This is a genomic window from Paenibacillus sp. Y5S-9, from assembly GCF_036894235.1.
In the GTDB taxonomy this organism is placed as follows: domain Bacteria; phylum Bacillota; class Bacilli; order Paenibacillales; family Paenibacillaceae; genus Paenibacillus.
This window is the reverse complement of the sequence record NZ_CP145887.1, coordinates 5,042,330-5,060,649: the sequence shown is the minus strand read 5'-3', so window position 1 is coordinate 5,060,649 and position 18,320 is coordinate 5,042,330. Positions and strand designations below refer to the sequence as shown.

11 protein-coding genes are annotated in these 18,320 nt (G+C 47.4%); 5 read left to right on the top strand and 6 right to left on the bottom strand.

Features of this window, described 5'->3' with window-relative positions:
* The first annotated feature begins 26 nt into the window (after positions 1-26).
* Together V6669_RS22260 and V6669_RS22255 are read left to right on the top strand one after the other, a co-directional pair.
* Positions 27-1,028 carry an iron-siderophore ABC transporter substrate-binding protein gene (locus V6669_RS22260; RefSeq protein ID WP_338588108.1) on the top strand — a complete coding sequence of 334 codons (1,002 nt, stop codon included), beginning with the start codon at positions 27-29 and terminating at the stop codon, positions 1,026-1,028.
* On the top strand, positions 1,025-3,073 hold the full coding sequence (locus V6669_RS22255) for an iron ABC transporter permease (RefSeq protein WP_338588107.1): 2,049 nt from the start codon (positions 1,025-1,027) through the stop codon (positions 3,071-3,073). The genes V6669_RS22260 and V6669_RS22255 overlap by 4 nt, the downstream gene beginning before the upstream one ends.
* Before the next feature lie 221 nt (positions 3,074-3,294).
* Here V6669_RS22255 and V6669_RS22250 read toward each other — a convergent pair whose 3' ends face one another.
* Together V6669_RS22250 and V6669_RS22245 are read right to left on the bottom strand one after the other, a co-directional pair.
* Positions 3,295-4,467, bottom strand: coding sequence for an aminotransferase class I/II-fold pyridoxal phosphate-dependent enzyme (locus tag V6669_RS22250; protein WP_338588106.1), 1,173 nt, complete (start codon positions 4,465-4,467; stop codon positions 3,295-3,297).
* A 94-nt stretch (positions 4,468-4,561) separates the two neighbouring features.
* Positions 4,562-6,628 (bottom strand): methyl-accepting chemotaxis protein, encoded by a 2,067-nt coding sequence (locus V6669_RS22245; protein WP_338588105.1) that lies wholly within the window; start codon positions 6,626-6,628, stop codon positions 4,562-4,564.
* 274 nt (positions 6,629-6,902) lie between these two features.
* On the opposite strand from V6669_RS22245, the gene V6669_RS22240 reads away from it, so the two are divergent.
* Positions 6,903-7,931, top strand: a complete 1,029-nt coding sequence (locus V6669_RS22240; RefSeq protein WP_338588104.1) for a hypothetical protein — start codon at positions 6,903-6,905, stop codon at positions 7,929-7,931.
* Between the two features lie 76 nt (positions 7,932-8,007).
* On the opposite strand, the gene V6669_RS22235 is transcribed toward V6669_RS22240, so the two are convergent.
* From V6669_RS22235 to V6669_RS22225, 3 genes are all read right to left on the bottom strand, one after another.
* Positions 8,008-8,727: an SDR family NAD(P)-dependent oxidoreductase gene (locus tag V6669_RS22235; RefSeq protein ID WP_338588103.1), complete on the bottom strand. Its 720-nt coding sequence runs from the start codon at positions 8,725-8,727 to the stop codon at positions 8,008-8,010.
* A 247-nt stretch (positions 8,728-8,974) separates the two neighbouring features.
* Positions 8,975-11,038 carry a family 43 glycosylhydrolase gene (locus V6669_RS22230; RefSeq protein ID WP_338588102.1) on the bottom strand — a complete coding sequence of 688 codons (2,064 nt, stop codon included), beginning with the start codon at positions 11,036-11,038 and terminating at the stop codon, positions 8,975-8,977.
* Between the two features lie 33 nt (positions 11,039-11,071).
* On the bottom strand, positions 11,072-13,000 hold the full coding sequence (locus tag V6669_RS22225; RefSeq protein WP_338588101.1) for a carbohydrate-binding protein: 1,929 nt from the start codon (positions 12,998-13,000) through the stop codon (positions 11,072-11,074).
* Positions 13,001-13,900: 900 nt separating this feature from the next.
* Here V6669_RS22225 and V6669_RS22220 point away from each other — a divergent pair.
* Both V6669_RS22220 and V6669_RS22215 read left to right on the top strand, forming a co-directional pair.
* The gene (locus V6669_RS22220) at positions 13,901-14,260 is read left to right on the top strand and encodes a hypothetical protein (protein ID WP_338588100.1); all 360 of its coding nucleotides are present in this window, start codon (positions 13,901-13,903) and stop codon (positions 14,258-14,260) included.
* A 34-nt stretch (positions 14,261-14,294) separates the two neighbouring features.
* Positions 14,295-15,863 (top strand): exosporium glycoprotein BclB-related protein, encoded by a 1,569-nt coding sequence (locus V6669_RS22215; RefSeq protein ID WP_338588099.1) that lies wholly within the window; start codon positions 14,295-14,297, stop codon positions 15,861-15,863.
* 181 nt (positions 15,864-16,044) lie between these two features.
* Here V6669_RS22215 and V6669_RS22210 read toward each other — a convergent pair whose 3' ends face one another.
* A complete protein-coding gene (locus tag V6669_RS22210; RefSeq protein ID WP_338588097.1) occupies positions 16,045-18,006 on the bottom strand; it encodes an AraC family transcriptional regulator in 1,962 nt (653 codons plus the stop codon).
* Positions 18,007-18,320: the final 314 nt, after the last annotated feature.

Here is an 18,320-nt window from a genome sequence, read left to right as displayed (position 1 = left end):
ACATATTAACAGGGGAGAAAAGAGATATGAAAAAAGGGTTGAATGGACTGTTGATTATGCTGGCCTTTGTGCTGGTTTTGGCGGGCTGTGGTAAAACCACGACTACAATAGATACAAGTCAAGGTAGTGGCTCGGGTAGTGCTCCGGCTGAAGAGACAGCAGGTCCTGTTACTGTGAAGCATAAACGTGGAGAGCTTAAGCTTGACAAGCCAGCAGAACGTGTCGTTACGCTTGAATGGACATATACGGAAGATGTCGTTGCCCTGGGTGTTCAACCAGTAGGTAACGCAGATAACGCTAACTATAAAGTGTGGGTAACATCCGAAGCAGCACTGGATGACAGTGTAACGGATATCGGAACACGCAGTGAACCAAATCTGGAAGCTATTGCTGCATTGAAGCCAGATCTCATCATTGCTAATGCAGATAATAACACGGCGGTCTACGATCAGCTTAACGCGATTGCGCCAACAATTGAATATGATCCGTATGATGGTAACGGTTATGATTATGACAAAATGACAGAGATCTTTACTAACATTGCAACGGCTCTGGGCAAAGAAGACAAAGCAAAAGAAGTTCTTAGTGATCTCGATCAGCACTATGTAGAAGCCAAAGAAAAACTGGCTGCTGCGGGTAAAGAAAACTTCAATTTTGCCCTGACACAAGCGTTCACATATCAAAATGCAGTCAGCCTGCGTATGTTTACCGATAACTCGGTTGTGATTGGTACTTTGGACAAAATCGGACTGGTTAACGAATGGAAGCCGGATAAAGTTGAGAACTATGGCTTCTCTACAGTAGGTATTGAATCCTTAACCGATGTAAAGGACAGTAACTTCATTTATATTACACAACCAGACGATGACGTCTTTGGCACAGCCATGAAAGATAACTCGGTATGGAACGGACTGAACTTTGTGAAGGAAAAACGCACATATCAACTCGATAGTACAACATGGACATTTGGTGGACCGATCTCCTCCAAAGTATTGGTTGATGGGGTAGTCGAGGCGATTACCAAATGAGTTCGGTTCAAGGATCTAAGCCAGCTATGAATTGGCGCACAATAAGCATATATGGGGGCGGTCTAACCGCTCTCATCGTGCTTTTTTTTGTAAGTCTTTGTTATGGAGAAGCATCCATTCCTTTGCATGTCGTTTGGGACGCTCTTACAGGCAGACAGGATTCATTAGAGCATAATATGGTCTGGGACTTGCGCATGCCGCGTACAGTGATTGGTATTCTTGCAGGTGGCGCACTGGCTGTTGCGGGCGCTTTGCTGCAAACGATTACTCGTAATCCACTGGCTGCTTCAGATACGCTGGGCATTAATGCGGGAGCATACTTTGTGGTGGTGCTGGGAGCTATCGCTTTTCCAGGTCTATTAAGTCAGTCACCTTTTCTTTTCGCAGCCCTAGGTGGTTTGCTGGCAGCATTTGCGGCTTATTTCATGGGCGGTGGACGAACATCAAGCCCGGTTCGACTTGCGTTGTCCGGTATGATTGTATCGATGGTGCTTGGTTCATTTACAAGCGCATTACATATTTTTTTCTCCATGGAGACACAAGGGCTGTTCCTTTGGGGCTCCGGAACACTTGTCCAGAATGACTGGAGTGGTGTGTTTTATGCTTTGCCTTGGGTGGTTGGTATTACCCTTCTCGCGTTAATCCTGTCCAGACAGTGGGATATGCTGGAGTTGGATGAATCAACGGCTTCTTCCTTGGGACAAAAGGTTGCATTGGCTCGTGCAGGAGGGTTAATCCTAGCTGTATTGCTGGCTGCTGTGATTGTAAGTGTAATTGGGCCGATTGGCTTCGTGGGACTGGTCGCACCTCATCTGGTTCGATTGAGTGGTGTACGTTCTAACCGATTACTTTTACCCGGTGTGTTCATATGGGGCGCAGCGCTCCTGGTTGGAGCAGATGTCCTCGCCAAGATGGTGCATAACTCCAGCATGGAACTGCCAACGGGTGCCGTTATGGCGATCATTGGTGCACCGTGGCTCATCTGGCTTGTTCTTACACGCATGAAGGCTGCGAACGGATCAGGCATGTCTACTTCAATGAGCACAGGAGGAGCTGCGCGTCGCTTTGCATTTGGCCCGATGGCTGTATTATTCTCAGTCATAACGGTCGTGCTTATCTTGCTCAGTACGATGTTTGGCGGTATGCGAATTCCGCTGGCTGATTGGTTACCGAGTCTGTTCCAATCGGATGGACTGTTCTCCGCGCTGATTCAGCTTCGGATTCCGCGTACACTTGTTGCCGCAGGTGCAGGAGCTGCACTGGCAATCAGTGGTGTGCTCATTCAGATGGCGGTACGTAACCCGCTGGCAGATGCTTCAATTGTGGGTGTGTCCTCAGGTGCAGGGCTTGGAGCGATGATGGTCATCATCTTATGGCCAGGTCTTCCGATATACTTGCTGCCAATTGCGGCAATCATCGGTGCAGCCATTGCTGCAGTGGTTGTGTTCTCCCTCGCCTGGAAGAAAGGACTGAACCCTTCGGCGGTTGTGTTGCTGGGGATCGCGATGTCTGCCATTGCTGGAGCAGGTATTCAGATTCTGATTGTCCGTGGTGCGGTATACGGTAGCAGCGGATATATCTGGCTGACAGGAAGTACCTATGCTCGTACCTGGGAACAGGTGAGGGTTATCGGATTATTTTTAGTTATTCTGGTACCGGTGGCTTGGTGGCTTGCACGCAGATTCGAACTGCTGGTATTTGACGACAATAGTGCATCCGGGCTTGGTCTCGGAGTACGTCGTACACGATTATTAGCCATGACAGTTGGTGTATTACTTGCAGCAGGTGCGGTTGCTTGTGTAGGAACCGTTGGTTTTATCGGCCTGATTGCACCACATATGGTTCGGCTACTGACGGGGAATAAGTTAAGACGATCCATGTTCCTATCCGCATTAGCGGGTGCAGTCATGCTGGTGCTCGCGGATACCATCGGCAGAACCGTCATGGCACCGACAGAGATTCCATCAGGCATACTCATTGCAATCATCGGAACACCGTACTTCTTGTATCTGATGTATCGTTCTAACTGGCGCAAGTCTGTATAAATCGTTGAAACAAAAAGCCTGCTCCCCGAGCAGGCTTTTGCTGTCACGTGGTACCATTCAGCCGTGATCTTAAATCACCCAATGAATGTCTACTCCCGCACCAAATGACAAAATCCCCTCACGTCTACAAGAAGTAGAGATCACGTTATCAAACGTGAAACTCTTACTCCCTGTGGACCTTGAGGGGATTTTTGCTTGAGCACATTCGAATCGTACTCCCGTTAGCTGGATTTCAGAATCCCGCTGTCATCGACGGATTGTACCGCTTGTTGCAATATTTCATTATCCTGAACGAGGGCGAAGCGCACATACCCTTCCCCTGAAGGACCAAAGGCACTTCCTGGCGTTGCAATGACTCCTGCATGTGTAACCAGATCCATGGCAAATTGCTCTGAGCTGTCGTAGTGAGCGGGAATGCGGCTCCAGACGAACATCGTTGCTTCAGGTTTGGCAATCGGCCAACCGAGATTGCTGAAGCCCTCACAGAGGATGTCTCTGCGTTGTTCATAAATAGCTCTGACCCGTTCAACCTCGGATTGATCACCGGTAATGGCGGCAATTGCTGCTTTTTGGATCGGAAGGAACATCCCGTAATCCATATTGGATTTTAGCTTTTTCAGCATGGAGACCATGGTTGTATTGCCCACACAGAAGCCGATTCGAGCTCCGGCCAGTCCGTACGTTTTTGACAGGGAATTGAACTCCACACCGACGTCCATGGCGCCAGGAAACGCAAGAAAGCTTCCACATGATTTTCCGTCAAACACGAGCTCGCTGTACGCATTATCGTGAAGCACGATAATATCATACTTCTTGGCAAAGGCAATCAGGTCAAGATAGAATTGATCCGGTGCCATCGCGGTTGTTGGATTGTTGGGATAGGAGACCAGCATGAATTTTGCTCGATGAGCGATATCTTCCGGTATATCCTGAAGCTGAATAACATACCCGTTTTCTTCTTTTTGCGGCATATAATACAGTTCTGCACCTGCCAGTAGCGGTCCATCCGCGAAGACGGGATAGCAGGGGTCAGGGACCAGCACCAGGTCACCTTCATCGACAATGGAGAGGGATATATGTGCCAGCCCTTCCTGTGAACCGAGCAAGGAACAGATTTGTGTTGCCGGGTCTAACTCGACCTGATAGCGCTGCTTGTACCAATCGCTTGTAGCTTGCAGCAACTCACTCTGATCATTCACAGCATATATATAATTAGCCGGATCAGCTGCGGCCTCACATAGTGCAGTTATAATATGCTGCGCAGGTGGGATATTCGGCGTACCCACACTGAGATCAATAACGGGCTGCCCGTTCTCCAGTCTGCGGCGCTTGATCTCCAGCAACCGGGTGAAAATTCCTTCGTTGAAATGATCCATTCGTTTGGCAAAGTTCATGATGATGATTCAGCCTCCAATCCTCTTCGTACGCATATTCATTAATAATAAATGGACAGCGACTAAAAGAGAAGAGCAGAGGAAAGCTTGCGGATCATGACTTTACTTTAAACTGACTTAGTTCCTCTTGCAGTTTGCCAGATAGCTGGTTCAACTGTTTTGACAGATCCGCTACCTGTTCGATACTATCCAGCTGCTCCTGCGTGCTGGCGCTTACTTCTTCCGTCGATGCCGAGTTCTCCTCTGTGGTGGAAGAGATAATCTCCAGTGCCTGGAATATCTCATCTTTGTGTTTGTGTACATTGGCGGTATTAGTGGTAATCTGCATCATACGTTGCTGCAGATCTTTCAGGTCTTGGTTAATACTGAAGAATACATGTTTGGTATCTTCTACGGATTTGGCATTCTCCTCCGCAATCTTCATACCGCGCATGGTATGTTCAACCGATAGGGTCGTTTTCTCTTCAATAACATTTACCTTTTTGTTGATTTCCTCTGTTGCCTGAGCTGTCTGTTCTGCAAGTTTGCGGACCTCTTCGGCAACGACAGCAAATCCTCGTCCATGTTCGCCAGCACGTGCAGCCTCAATGGAGGCATTCAGGGCAAGCAGGTTCGTCTGAGAGGCTATCTGTTTGACCGTATCCACAAAACTGGATATTTCATTCCGACTCAGGTCAATCTCCTGGATAATAGAGGACATTGCTTGGGTGGACTGATGGTTCTCCTCGGACCATTTTGATAATTGCTCCACGACCGCAAGTCCTTGGCTGCTTTGATCAGCAGATGTCTGCACGACCGTTCCCATAGCCTGCGCATCGGTTGCAATTTCATCAATTTGGCTGGATAACGACCCTGTTTTGCGTAAAATATTTTCCGTTTCGATGGACTGATAATTCGTTGCATTGGCAATCTCGTTGATGGCTGTTGATGTGTCATTCATGGTCACAGCCGTTCGTGAGGAGATGGCCTGCAGATCATTCGACGACTGGTTCAGGATTTGCGCCGAGCTACCGACCATTTGCAGCATGCTCTGAATTTTCTGCACCATGGAATTCAAGCCTGTCGCGATCTGTCCAATTTCATTATTAGATTTGATATCCAGTTTGACAGTCAGGTCACCTTGTTCAATCTGTTTAATCTTGGCCAGCAGCTGTGGTATGGAGCGTAACAGACGGCGAAGGGTAATGTAACAGATAATCACAAGCAGAAGGGTGGCTGCAGCAAAGCCGCCAAGCGTAATCCACGTGAATGTTTTTAATTCCGCGAGAACTTCTTCTTCGGATATGGTCAGACCAACGGACCATCCCGTATCCTTGCTGGTAGCGTAGCCGATATATCGACGTTCCCCATTGTCGTTCATAAGCTGTACGCCGTTTTCACCGGCAAGCATTTTCTTGCCGATGTCCCCCATGTCCCCCGTGCTGTCCAGGATGTTCTCCTTCAATACCTTCTCTTGATCTGGATGGTACAGAATTTCCCCGCTCTTGGACAGCAACATGGAATAGCCCGTGCTTCCAAGGGAATAACTCTCCATAATCGCCGGAATATCCTTGAATGCAATATCCGCTGCGGCAAAGCCGATCGTGGTGTTGTTTTCGTCTTTGATCGGATAAAAGATACCCATGAGTACATCGCCTGCTGCAATATCAATGTACGGATCGGAGAAATAAAGTCCGTCTGCGTCGGTAACCGGCTTGTAGTATGGACGTGACTGGATATCAAAGTCCGGTGCAGATACGACACCATCATTTTGAATCCAAAAGCCTTTTCCATCCAGACCCGCGACCCAGGCATCGGCAAACGAAGGCTCTGCCTTAACGATAGCGGCGAGTGTTGCCTGTGTTTCCGCAGCGTAGGTAGAACTTGCCGCATCCGCAGCAGATGCTGTTGTTTCTATGTATTGCTGAAATAATGTGTTGGTGGACATTTGCTTGACCAGCGCACCTTTTTCCTTGAATAGTGCATCAAATTCACTAACAATGGCTTGTGTCTTGGTCTGGAGCATGGATTCCTGCTGTTTCACCAGAATGTTTCGTGTACTTGCAAACATAAATGTTCCCAGCACGGCAAAGACAACTACGATAATGACGAGCAGCACAATGGACAACGTATTTGCCATACTGGATGTCCGTGCTCCCTTTTTCCCCCACTTGTTCAACATGTTCGATATTCCATCTCCCCAGATGAGTAATAAAAAGCTCAAAACGCCTAAGTTATATGTCGGCATATTCTATAGTTTTCTGTAGATTTCTGTCGAATAATCCTGAAAGCAATGGGAAGGAAAGGCACGATAAAATGAGAAGAATGAAGGGGATGGATGAAAAGAATGAAAAGATAAAAAAAATAAAAAAACGGGGGATCGGTGGTGGTTCATCCAGGCGATGTTGTTTATAATGGAATGAATTGGAACTATGGGTGGAAAAGGGGGATTATCTGTGAGTGAGTTATGGCATGCTTCAATACAGGGGGTTCCATGGAATGCCGAAAAGATGCACCAGGCGGTGCATCTGTTGCGCCGCAGAGCAACGGTTCATTTTCGCGTTGGCGCGGATACATACGAGGACCTTGCCGAGCTAGATGCTAAAGTGTTCTTTGCCCGGCCGGATCTGATCCTGCACATATCACATATGGACCCTAAAGGGGTATATTCGTCGGGATTTTTAGGGCGACTGGCCCAGTTGAAACATGTGTCTGCCTTGCAGCTTGATCTTTCGCAGGCACAGGATTTGACGATTCTGGGTGCCATGGAGCAAATGCAGTTTCTAAGATTGAATTCACCTGCAAAGGCAACCCGGCTCGATTTTATTGAACACTACAGACAATTAACCTTTCTTGAACTGCGTGGCAAATTCAACGGATTGGCTTCCATTGCAGCATGCCTCCAACTGCACACGCTCATTCTGAACTGCACGGTCGAAAGTCTTGAAGTATTGGCGGAACTGCCCATGCTTCAGTATCTGTCCCTGGATCAATGTGAGTTAAAAGGGGGACTGGATGTATTGACACAGTCGACCATCTCAATGTTGAAGCTAAGCTCTGTTCGCAAACTGACGAGTATCCAGGGACTCGAACAGATGCGTGGGCTGGAATATCTGCATCTGTCCTTACCCAAGCTGGAACAGTTATGTGACTTTTCCCATATGACCTCTCTCAGACAGCTCGAACTGGACTATATGAAATCGTTACGGGATACCACACATCTATGGACAGCCCGTGCTTTGGAGTCTATTGAACTGAAAGAGATGAATACGGCGCTCAAGGCGGATTCGTTTGCTGGACTAACCGGGATGGAGCAGTTGCGCCAAATCGATTTTCGTTTTATTGATGTTAACAAAGGACGGATTGCAGCTATGCGTGATCAGCTGGCCAAGGCTGGAAAATCCCATTTGTTATATGAAAATATCCCTGAACATGAACGCATGAATTCCATAGGTATTGCACACTTGTCGCAAGTATTAATGTAAACGGGCTTTTGTCCAGCATATATACAGAACGAACTCAGGTGAACTGACCAATTGGGGTCGGCAGATGTCTTGTTATCTAGGTGTTTGTATCCGTTAATGCGGGTATGTTGATCTCTTTCACGCAGGCCGCTTTGGACAAGCTGATAATACATCGAACGATGGCGACCATATCCTGTAGGGGAATACGGGTCCCGTCATACTCGGCGAGTGCACGTTCCATTCCGTCTTCATAAGGGATTTCTGCCGCCAGTTCTCCCGGATTGATACATGTCACCGCGATGCGGTCATCTCTCGTATGTTCTCTTAAAGCTTCCGTGATACCCCGTATGGCAAATTTGGAAGCGACAAATGAAACCTGGCTGCTGCCTGCATTGCTCAAACCGGCTGTTGAACCGATCAGGATAATCTTCCCTGCTTCAGACTGGCGGAGATGAGGCAGTAAAGCCTGTATACATACAATCGTTGAAGTCACATTTACATGGATCAGCTGACTGATATCTGCGGGTTCGTCCTTATCAAACGTGTAGTGCTCTTCAAATCCTTCCTTTTCCCAGATCCCCACGTTATAAATAAGCACATCCAACGTTTCGCCTTGAAGCTGACTAGCAACTTGCTCTGCGGCTTGAAGCTCGGAAAGATCAGCCTGAATCCATATTCGCTCGACGCCATCCGCCACGGTCAGACTTTCTGGTTTGCTGCGGGAGACCACCCAGACTTTATCACCAGACTGTGGCACACCTCGGACGAATGCATCGCCCAATCCTTTACTTGCACCGAAGACAATTATATTTTTCACATGAAACCCTCCTTACAGATTAGAAATGTTTAAGTATTTTCATTACTTTATATCTTACTATAGAGGTGATATATGGAACATGAAGTTTGAATGAGATATGCTTCATCCTTGTCAAGATTCAGGATTTTTGAAGTTAAAAGGTGAAGCTCTTCATAAGAAATGTACTGAAAAGGACCTGGCTCCCCACATGGTGGAGTTCCAGGTCCTGATCAATAAGCGAAAAATTAATAACCGAGTAAAACCACATTTATTCTACGCGGAAATAATCGAAATCTGCATATCCTCCGGTAGACTTGGTTGCATAATTGAATAGTGCAAACCGGTATCCCATAAAGTGTGGCAGGGTGTAAGACATTTGAAGTGTATTGCCAATGGTGGTCCAGTTGCTGCCATCCAGACTATAAGCAAAGTAGGCTTTGTCTGTCTGGTTCGTAAAATCACAGATGACGCGGAGATAGATTCTGTTCTGGTTTAATGGCATAGTTGCTACTTCGGTTATGGTGCCGGAACTGGCATTAGCCATAACGATGGATTTGGTGCTGCCCGTCATTTTTACGCCAACAAAACCATATCTGGCCTGAAAAGCAGCGAGTCCGGCATAATCACCATCCTTCATGCCTGCTGTATCCAAAGCGGTAATTCCCGTGCTTTTTGGACCAAAGGTTCGTTGTGTCAACGTGTTGCGGGCTTCTAACAGATTTTTGCTGATTTTGCCTGTGGTTAACCGCATGAAACCGGGCCGCTGGAGCAGGGACCAGTTGGCAGCATCAGGGTTATGATTCCACTGCCAGAAAGTAGCGAGACTGGATGTACCGGAAGATGAGTTGCTCGTCAAGGAGACGTCATCCACATAAAACGCCATCAGATCATTGGTCGGTTCCGGATTCGAGTTATACGGTGTTTCCACAAAAATAAAGCTTTGGGACAGGTCTGCATTTGACGGAACGGTATACGTACCTTGAATGGTACCCCACTGTCCGCGGGTTAACGTCGCACTGCCCATAATGGTAATTCCGGTATAACTTGCACCGTTCTGGATGCTAAGATTGAACGTTTTGGTTGCAGGACCAGTAGTGTATTTGATCTTTGCCGAAAAAGAGTATGTTCCTCCCGGAACCAGCTTGCCTGTAACCATCTGTTTGGCTCCGCCTGCTGTCTGCTGTCTGCCGCTGACGAGCAGACTTTTTGTACCGCTGAATGCTTCGGCATTTGTTACGGTGATGGTTGCCGTATTGTTGCTGGTCCACGGCTGAATGTTACTTTCCTCAAAGCCGCCGTTCACTAACAGTTGCGTTACTGAGGGTGTGCCTGATGTGGTTGCGTTGAACTCATCGGACCCGTAGATTTTGGCAGCAGGCTGACCTTCAACGGGCATATTCATGGTAAGGGGAACCTTGCCGTTCACCCCAAACACAGGCCAGTTATCCGACCACGTCACAGGAACGAGATAGGGGATGCGTCCAATGGCCCCGCTATCACGAAACAGCAAGCCGTACCAAGCGCCGGATGCGGTATCCACGATGCCTCCTTGGGCGATTCCCGAGTCTCTGAGTACAACTTTACCTGTGTATGGACCTGTCAATGTGTTTGCACGATAGGCAAGCTGAATGCGACCATCACCTGAAGGCCAGGCAATCAGGAATACATAGTACATGCCATTGATTTTCTGAATGTGTGCTCCTTCTGCCTTTACAATCATGTTGGAGCCGGCAACACTGCTTGCGTTTGGAATCAGGACCTGATTGAGCCCGCCGGATTTAACCGATTTGGCATCAGGTGTCAGCTCAACGATACTGATGTTATCACTGCCATGAACAAGAAAGGTTCGATTTCCGTCAAACAAAAGGGAGGGGTCATGGTAATAACTGTTCAATGTGTAAGGTGTCCATGGCCCTGTTTCAATATTGCTGGTTTGGTAAATATACGTCTTGCCCGTGGAAAGCGAGCCAAAGGCCACATAATATATACCGTTGTTGTACCGCAAACTGCTCGCCCAGGAACCACGCCCATACTCGTTTTGTCCATTGTTCAGATTCTGTATATCCCCGTTTCCAAGCGTATCGTATACATAGTTTACGATGCTCCAGTTGACCAGATCATAAGACTTCATGATGGGTACTCCCGGATTCATATGCATCGTTGTGCTTGTCATATAAAATGCATTGCCCACCCGAATGACGTCACTGTCAGGAACATCCGCGTAAATAACCGGATTGCTGAACGTTGCGGCTGAAGCAGCGGGACTTGTCAAAGGGAATGATGTTATAAGCAAAGGAAGAGCGAGTAGAAGAGTACTGATTTTTTTCCACATATTCTATCCTCCCAATTGATCATGTCCTATGAATTAAAGAGAGTACTCCAGATAATCAATGTAAGCATCCCAGGTGCCATTATCCGTTGTTACGACCAGCTTGATTTCCTGATTGCCTGTAGCGTGAGTGATGCCGGTGAGGGTTTGAACGGTCGGCTCCGTTCCAGTGAAGTAGAAAGAACCAGCGGTTACACCCCCGATGACCAGATCAACACGAGCTGTATTATTGTTGTTGGAAGCGCCGCGAACAGAGAATTGATGGGTTGGGAATGCAAAATATTGATTGTATGCTGCATAATCATTGTTCCCGTAAAGAGCGACTCCATTAAAAGGGGAACTGATTACGCCAGCGTATTGGCCGCCAAGCGTCATATTCTCGGCTTCGTAACGGGTAACGTTCGGATTAGGATTTGGGTTAGGGTTGCCGCCCGAACCGGATGTGAATTGCCAGTAGTCCAGTTTGAACAGATTTCCATTGCCCGAGCCTGTAAACACCAGATACAAACGATGTACCCCTGTAGCATTGGTAACATTGGTCTCCATCTCGCGCCAAGTTTGCGAACCACCAGTTGAGCTTACGTTAAGTGTTCCAACTAGTGGGCCTGTCGGACTGTCCAGTCGAACCTCGATGTTGCCATTTCCGGTAGAAGCGACATTGGCCTTGAACTTGGAGGCTCCAGCTGAGCCAAAATCAACATTACCGACCGCGATCCAATCCCCGTTATGAATGTTAGTGACATTCTGATTGGCTACAGGGCCACCGCTCGCTTGACTTGGTTCAGTGTTAATTCCTGCTTGCCAGCCAATGGTTTCTGCTTCCACGCGGACATACGGGTTGAGGTTAGTAGTCTGAGGTACACCTGTCATATTCCCCTGAACTTCCTGGATTGTTCCATCCGCATTATGTGTCAGTTTGTTGATATGTGTGGAACGGTACCCTTTACCATCACCGAGGAATGCCTTGCTTACCGTTTGCGCATGGTACGCCACATACCATTCGTTGTTGAATTGGAACACGGCATGGTGGTTATTGCCGCCTACGCCGAAGAATGTGCCAGGATTTTTCAGAAAGTGTCCTTTATACGTGAAAGGCCCCATCGGACTGTCGCTGACCATGTATCCGATCTCACCTTTTGGATATGCAGTGGGATGTGTTCCCGCGAAGTTGATGCAGTAGGAATAATAATATTTGCCGTTATACTTGTGGATGCCGGAATCTTCGAACATATAAGGAGAATCAATAGTCACAGCACTGCCCACCACACTGGTCATGTCGGCACCGAGACGAATGACCCGAGCTGTTTTGGGATTGGCAATGGAAGCAGCGTTGGTGTCGTTTGGAATGCCGCCTCCAGCATACAAGTAAGCAGAGCCATCATCATCGACAAGTACAGCCGGATCAAAGAGCCAGGTGACGCCTGACATACCTGGTGTACTGTGAGTCAGGAGGGCACGACCAAGTGGATCGGACCACGGTCCAATGGGGGAATCCGCCGTGAGCACGCCAATACCTCCGCCCGAGTTGGCAAAATACAGGAAAAACTTTTCTTTGCCAGCAATGGTTTTCTTCGCCATGGCAGGAGCCCAGGATTGGGTAGCCCACTTGGCAATCCCTTGTCCATTATTGGCATTATTTGCACCCGCTACAGGGATGGAACCATGGTCTGTCCAGTTCACCATGTCAGCTGAAGAGATGACGTTAATTTTCCCGATTGTGCTGTACTGGTTCTCTCGGACAGAGCCGTCACTGTTGTACAGATATGCATCACCTGTCATATAGACATAGACCCGATTGTTATGGACGAGCACATAAGGATCGGCTCCCAGTTTATGATCGATGAGGGGATTAGAGTTTCCAGGAAGTTTGGCAACGGCTGCATTGGCTGCATGGCTGGATTCAACGGGCAGGGTGACAAAGATTAGCAGACACGACAACAACAAAACTAGCGGTTTACGAATCATACGTTTCGCCTCCATGAGATTGGATTAGTTGGTGAGCTGAAATTCAGAATAGCTGAGATGATGAAATGCCGAAAAAAGGAAGAGATTTCCCTCATGTCACCCCCTTCTTGAAATAATGGTTAGGTTGGCTGTTAGGATAAGTCTTCATGTTGTCATATATGGTTTAAGCCAGACGACCTGTGCACCGGGTACGTGGTCACGGCAGCAAGGGGAGTGGCTATAACCCGAAGTAAGCCTGCATCTATGAGTGCGATTAGAAAAGCTATAATCTGTCAGGTTTCTTTTTGTAATCGCTTTCAATAAAATGGGTTAGAACACTGAAATTTGGCGAAGAAAGAAGTTTGGTCACATTTAAATGTAATTATTTTTCATATTTTCTTTTAAATGTTTATTAACTTGACGATATCATATCACAATTTTAAGATAATACAATCTTTTTCTATTTTTTAGTAGAGGATGAAGAAGATCATTATTCTATGTGTTTAACATTGGGCTTGATGGTAAAATACGATCTCATATTCTATAAAACTACACTTTCAAGCATAGCTTTACCCGGCCAACAATTAGATACGAAAAAAGACGTCTTAAGCTGTGACCGTTTCCCTGGAATCTACCAGAGGAACGGTTATTTTCGTTTTTTTCTGGAATCGATCCTGGTTATAAAACAAAATACTCGCTTACTTGTTGTTCAACTTGCATTAGCATAATTTCATCCCCATGTTGTACATATTCCAATTTTTGTATAGCTAAAGCCCTGAGCGTAGAAGGTTGTTAAGTGATAATGGTGGGGTGCCCCCTGTGTTTTGTCCACACCGTTGATTGAGTGTTTGAATATTACTATCGAGTGAGCTTATGCCAAATACTGCTAGAGTCAGAGGTTCATAAAGGTGGGATGGGAAAATGGCTATTTTGTCAACTGGGCCGATTGAAAACAATCCGGTTTCCGGGGTTAGACCGACCCAACAGGTAACGATTAGATTGGTAAGTCGGGCTGAGGTGGATTCTGTAACAGTGTCCATTCAGGGTTATGTGTTAAGCACAACAAGAACGCTGTATGTGAGTGAAGTAATCAGTATTGCCCCTAATGAAGCAGTGACCAGAAATTATTTTGCAGATTTAGATGCTTTTGAGTTTGTTTTTGGAACAGATGAGGAAGGCGTGGAGGAAGTAGAGATTTCAGTGTGGGGCAAACAAGCCTCTGGACAATTGGTTGATGCACACCGAGTGGTCGAGCACGAAAAAACAGTTAATAACATCTAGCAGATCAGAAATCCCAAAAAGAGGAGATGTAGCGATGAGCTTTTTATCAACAGGGCCAATAGAAAATAATGCTGTTAGCGGTGTAAGGCCGACTCAGACAGTTACAGTCAAAATTGATAACCGCAGTGATGTGAGTACCTCAACCATACAAATACAAGGGTATTACATGAGTGGTGGAATGAGGGTGCTGTATGTCAGTGAGTCTTTTGACATCGCACCGAATCAAATAATAACCAACAACTATTTTGCGAATCTTGATGCCTTCGAGTTTACTTTTACAACAACAGCGACGGTTAATGATCCTGTGCAAGTATCCGTATGGGGTAAGAGCAGCACAGGCGCTTTGGTAACAGCCCATCGTTTGGTTTCTTCCGAATTGCTGGGTGAAACCCCAAGCATCAACGGAGCTACAGGCGCAACTGGGGCTACGGGAGCAACAGGCACAGCGGGCACAACAGGAGCAACGGGAGCGACAGGCACAACAGGTGCAACCGGAGTAACGGGAGCGACAGGCACAGCGGGCACAACAGGAGCGACGGGAGCCACAGGCACAGCAGGTGCAACCGGAGCAACGGGAGCGACAGGCACAGCAGGTGCAACCGGAGCAACGGGAGCGACAGGCACAGCAGGTGCAACCGGAGCAACGGGAGCGACAGGCACAGCGGGCACAACGGGAGCGACGGGAGCCACAGGCACAGCAGGTACAACCGGAGTAACGGGAGCGACAGGTACAGCGGGCACAACCGGAGTAACGGGAGCGACAGGTACAGCGGGCACAACAGGAGCGACGGGAGCCACAGGCACAGCAGGTACAACCGGAGTAACGGGAGCGACAGGTACAGCGGGTACAACCGGAGTAACCGGAGCGACAGGTACAGCAGGCACAACCGGAGTAACGGGAGCGACAGGTACAGCGGGTACAACCGGAGTAACGGGAGCGACAGGTACAGCAGGTACAACGGGTGTAACGGGAGCGACGGGTACAGCAGGTACAACCGGAGCAACAGGCACAACGGGTGTAACGGGAGCGACAGGCACAGCAGGTACAACCGGAGCAACCGGGGCTACGGGTGCGACAGGTTCTGGAACAATTATTCCTTATGCATCAGGACTTCCAGTTGTCTTGACTACAGTTTTGGGTGGACTTTTGAATACTTCCAGTTTAGTTGGTTTTGGCAACAGTGCTACCGGAGTAAGTGTTAACGGGGGGATTATTGATCTCACAGGCGCTGCAGGCACATTGCTTAACTTTGCTTTCTCGGCATCTCGTGCAGGAACGATTACTTCACTGGCCGCTTATTTCAGCACGACAGCTGGACTTAGTTTGGTTGGATCTACAGTAACCTTAACTGCACAATTATTCAGATCCACTACACCTAATAACTCCTTTACAGCTGTACCAGGTGCATTGGTAACCTTGGCTCCTCCACTGACCGGCATTTTGGCACTGGGCACAATATCCAGCGGAGTGACTACAGGACTGAGTATTCCAGTATCTGCAGGTGACCGCCTGCTTATGGTGTTCTCAGCATCAGTAACAGCCGGAATTGATGTGGCTACAACCGTAGCCGGATATGCAAGTGGCGGCCTTACCATCACTTAACGGAAATTTAGCTCTATAACAAGTTCATAAACAGGGACCCCTTGCGATCATGGTGAGTGGTCCCTGTTTATGTGTGTGCTTTTGTTTTCAAATTCTTTTCAAATGAAAGATAAGGACTATACAAAAACATAAAAAGGCGAGGATTGCTCCTCGCCTCGTACATACCGTGGTCTACTCAATTTCACTCCGTTTTGGTTAGGCTGTCTACGACAAATTTAAGTTGGGCTTCCAACGAAATTGGGTCACTAAACACGAAGCCACGGCTTTCCTCGCGATAAACGTGGTTATTCTGGACAGCAGGGAGGTTATCCCAGATAGGACCTTCAAAAACGGGATCCCCACTCTCATCACCTGTCCATCCACTAATAAAGATATAATCTCCTGCATATTGTGGTAACAATTCAAGTGATAACTTGGCCCAACCTTTGCCGCTGTCGATGGCTTCCTTCTGGATTATCGGCGGTGCCTTCAGGCCGAACTCGCCATAAATAATATCTCCACCTCTACCAAAGCTTCCGTAGGCATAGAATTCTTTGGCACTTCCCGTATCAAAAATCGAAACAGTGCGATCACCTACCGCTTGCTCCACGAGTGGTTTATATTCAGCGATTTTAGCGTCCCACTCTGCGATCCAGGCCATCGCTTGCTCTTCTCTACCAGTCATCTTGCCAAAATCCATCAATTGCTGCCGCAGAGGTACTCCATATTCAACAGCGACGGTCGGCGCAATTTTGGACAGCTTTTCGATCGTTTCAGGGTCATTCCAAACGACAATTAAATCCGGCTGCAACTCCATGATTTTCTCGTAGGGTACATCGTTACCGATGTTGACAACGTCATCGAGCTTTCCTTCTGTATAACTGTTAAAGGACTCATCACCAGTTCCAACAGGCTTAAGGCCAAGAGCTAGCAAATGACCGGTAAAGGCTCCTGCAACCATTACGACCCTTTGAGGTTTTTTGGGGATTTGTACTTCACCGTTAACCGCAGAATAGGTTACCAGCTCCGAGCTGCCGGTTGTGGTGTTACTGATATTACTCTCTGCACCTACAGTTGGACTTTGCGTACTGCCAGTGCTTCCATTCGTGTTTGCTGGCCTGGAACATGCGCTAACCAATAGAGTTAGGCACAACAGTAGGGTAATTCCTAGAGGTAGTTTGCTTCTATACATCCGTAAATCTCCTTTTTCGCTATGTTGATAATGATTATCATCTCTGATATCAATATAACGACGGAGTTTACGCGGAGCAATGGATGATCGAAGCCTAAGGATAGGACGATAAGAACCTTTTGTCACTTGTCCGGACTCATCCTTGAATTGCTTTGGTGTGACTCCTGTATGCTTTTTGAACATTCTTATAAAATAGGATACATCAGCATATCCGACGCTTACAGCGACTTCTTGCAGAGATAACTCGGTCTTTTGCAGCAGCGTCACTGCTTTGTTCATCCTAATACCGATTAAGTAATCGATTAGACTTGCGTCAGTTTCACGTCGGAAGTACTTGGACAGATAAGGGACGCTGTAATGGAATGTACGAGCGAGGGTTTCCCGCGTCAGCGGCTGGGCGTAGTGCTCCTGCATATAGCGAATAAGCTGAGAAGCAAGGTTAGGCCTAACAATGCTGACCTGCTGTTGATCCATTTGTCTGAGCAATTCATATACAAATTGATAGAATAGTGTTTTGGTATGGAGTCGCTCCAAGCGTCCCGGTCTATTCCACTCGCCCAGCATTCGCTCAGTGATTTCGTAGAGGATGGCAGGATGATATGGAATAAAACCGTACTGGAGATGGAATGGCAATGGTTGATCCGGTTGTTGAAGTGTATGCTGCTTGCCAGATAGCGGTAAGGAGGCTTTGTAGAAAATTAGGTAATAATGAAAGGATTCGTCCGTTGGGATGATGTCCAGACGGGTGTTTTTGCCCCCATGAAGCATATAAAATGGTTTGGTAGCATGCTCATTTCCGTCTAAGATCACGGTTGCATTACCATTCGTTACGTACAAAAAGGCGCTTGCAGGGAACAGGTAAGGACGTACGCACTCGTCGGCCTGTATGACAATATGTCGTACATCCATGATTTTGAGCGATGCACAATTCCAGATGAGTATGTGTTCTTGTACATTCAAGGTTGCTTTCAATAGAGAGTTGTCTTCCTTCCATGAGCTGTTGAAGCCAGCCTTTTATGTGGTGAGGTTATTATATAATAATATTAGTGGCTTTTTGTCACTTTCCAAAACGTTCCCCGGTAGTGCCAGATTCTTCTCATAACTTTCGAGTATAAAAGCAAGAAATGTTTGATGTCATGTCCTCTCCATGATCTAAAGAAAATCGCCGAATTCTCCATGTACATGGTCTTTATTATGCGCTGTGGTACACAGGCCGCTAGCGGTTCGTTCAACGGAAACCAGGCACCCGAAACATGGGGTTCGTATTGCGCAGTACATCGGATCAG

Excerpts from the sequence above, each read along its gene's own strand:
- V6669_RS22255 (WP_338588107.1), top strand. The coding sequence starts at position 1,025 with ATGAGTTCGGTTCAAGGATCTAAGCCAGCTATGAATTGGCGCACAATA.
- V6669_RS22245 (WP_338588105.1), bottom strand. The coding sequence starts at position 6,628 with ATGTTGAACAAGTGGGGGAAAAAGGGAGCACGGACATCCAGTATGGCA.
- V6669_RS22230 (WP_338588102.1), bottom strand. The coding sequence starts at position 11,038 with ATGTGGAAAAAAATCAGTACTCTTCTACTCGCTCTTCCTTTGCTTATA.
- V6669_RS22215 (WP_338588099.1), top strand. The coding sequence starts at position 14,295 with ATGAGCTTTTTATCAACAGGGCCAATAGAAAATAATGCTGTTAGCGGT.
- V6669_RS22220 (WP_338588100.1), top strand. The coding sequence starts at position 13,901 with ATGGCTATTTTGTCAACTGGGCCGATTGAAAACAATCCGGTTTCCGGG.
- V6669_RS22250 (WP_338588106.1), bottom strand. The coding sequence starts at position 4,467 with ATGAACTTTGCCAAACGAATGGATCATTTCAACGAAGGAATTTTCACC.
- V6669_RS22260 (WP_338588108.1), top strand. The coding sequence starts at position 27 with ATGAAAAAAGGGTTGAATGGACTGTTGATTATGCTGGCCTTTGTGCTG.
- V6669_RS22225 (WP_338588101.1), bottom strand. The coding sequence starts at position 13,000 with ATGATTCGTAAACCGCTAGTTTTGTTGTTGTCGTGTCTGCTAATCTTT.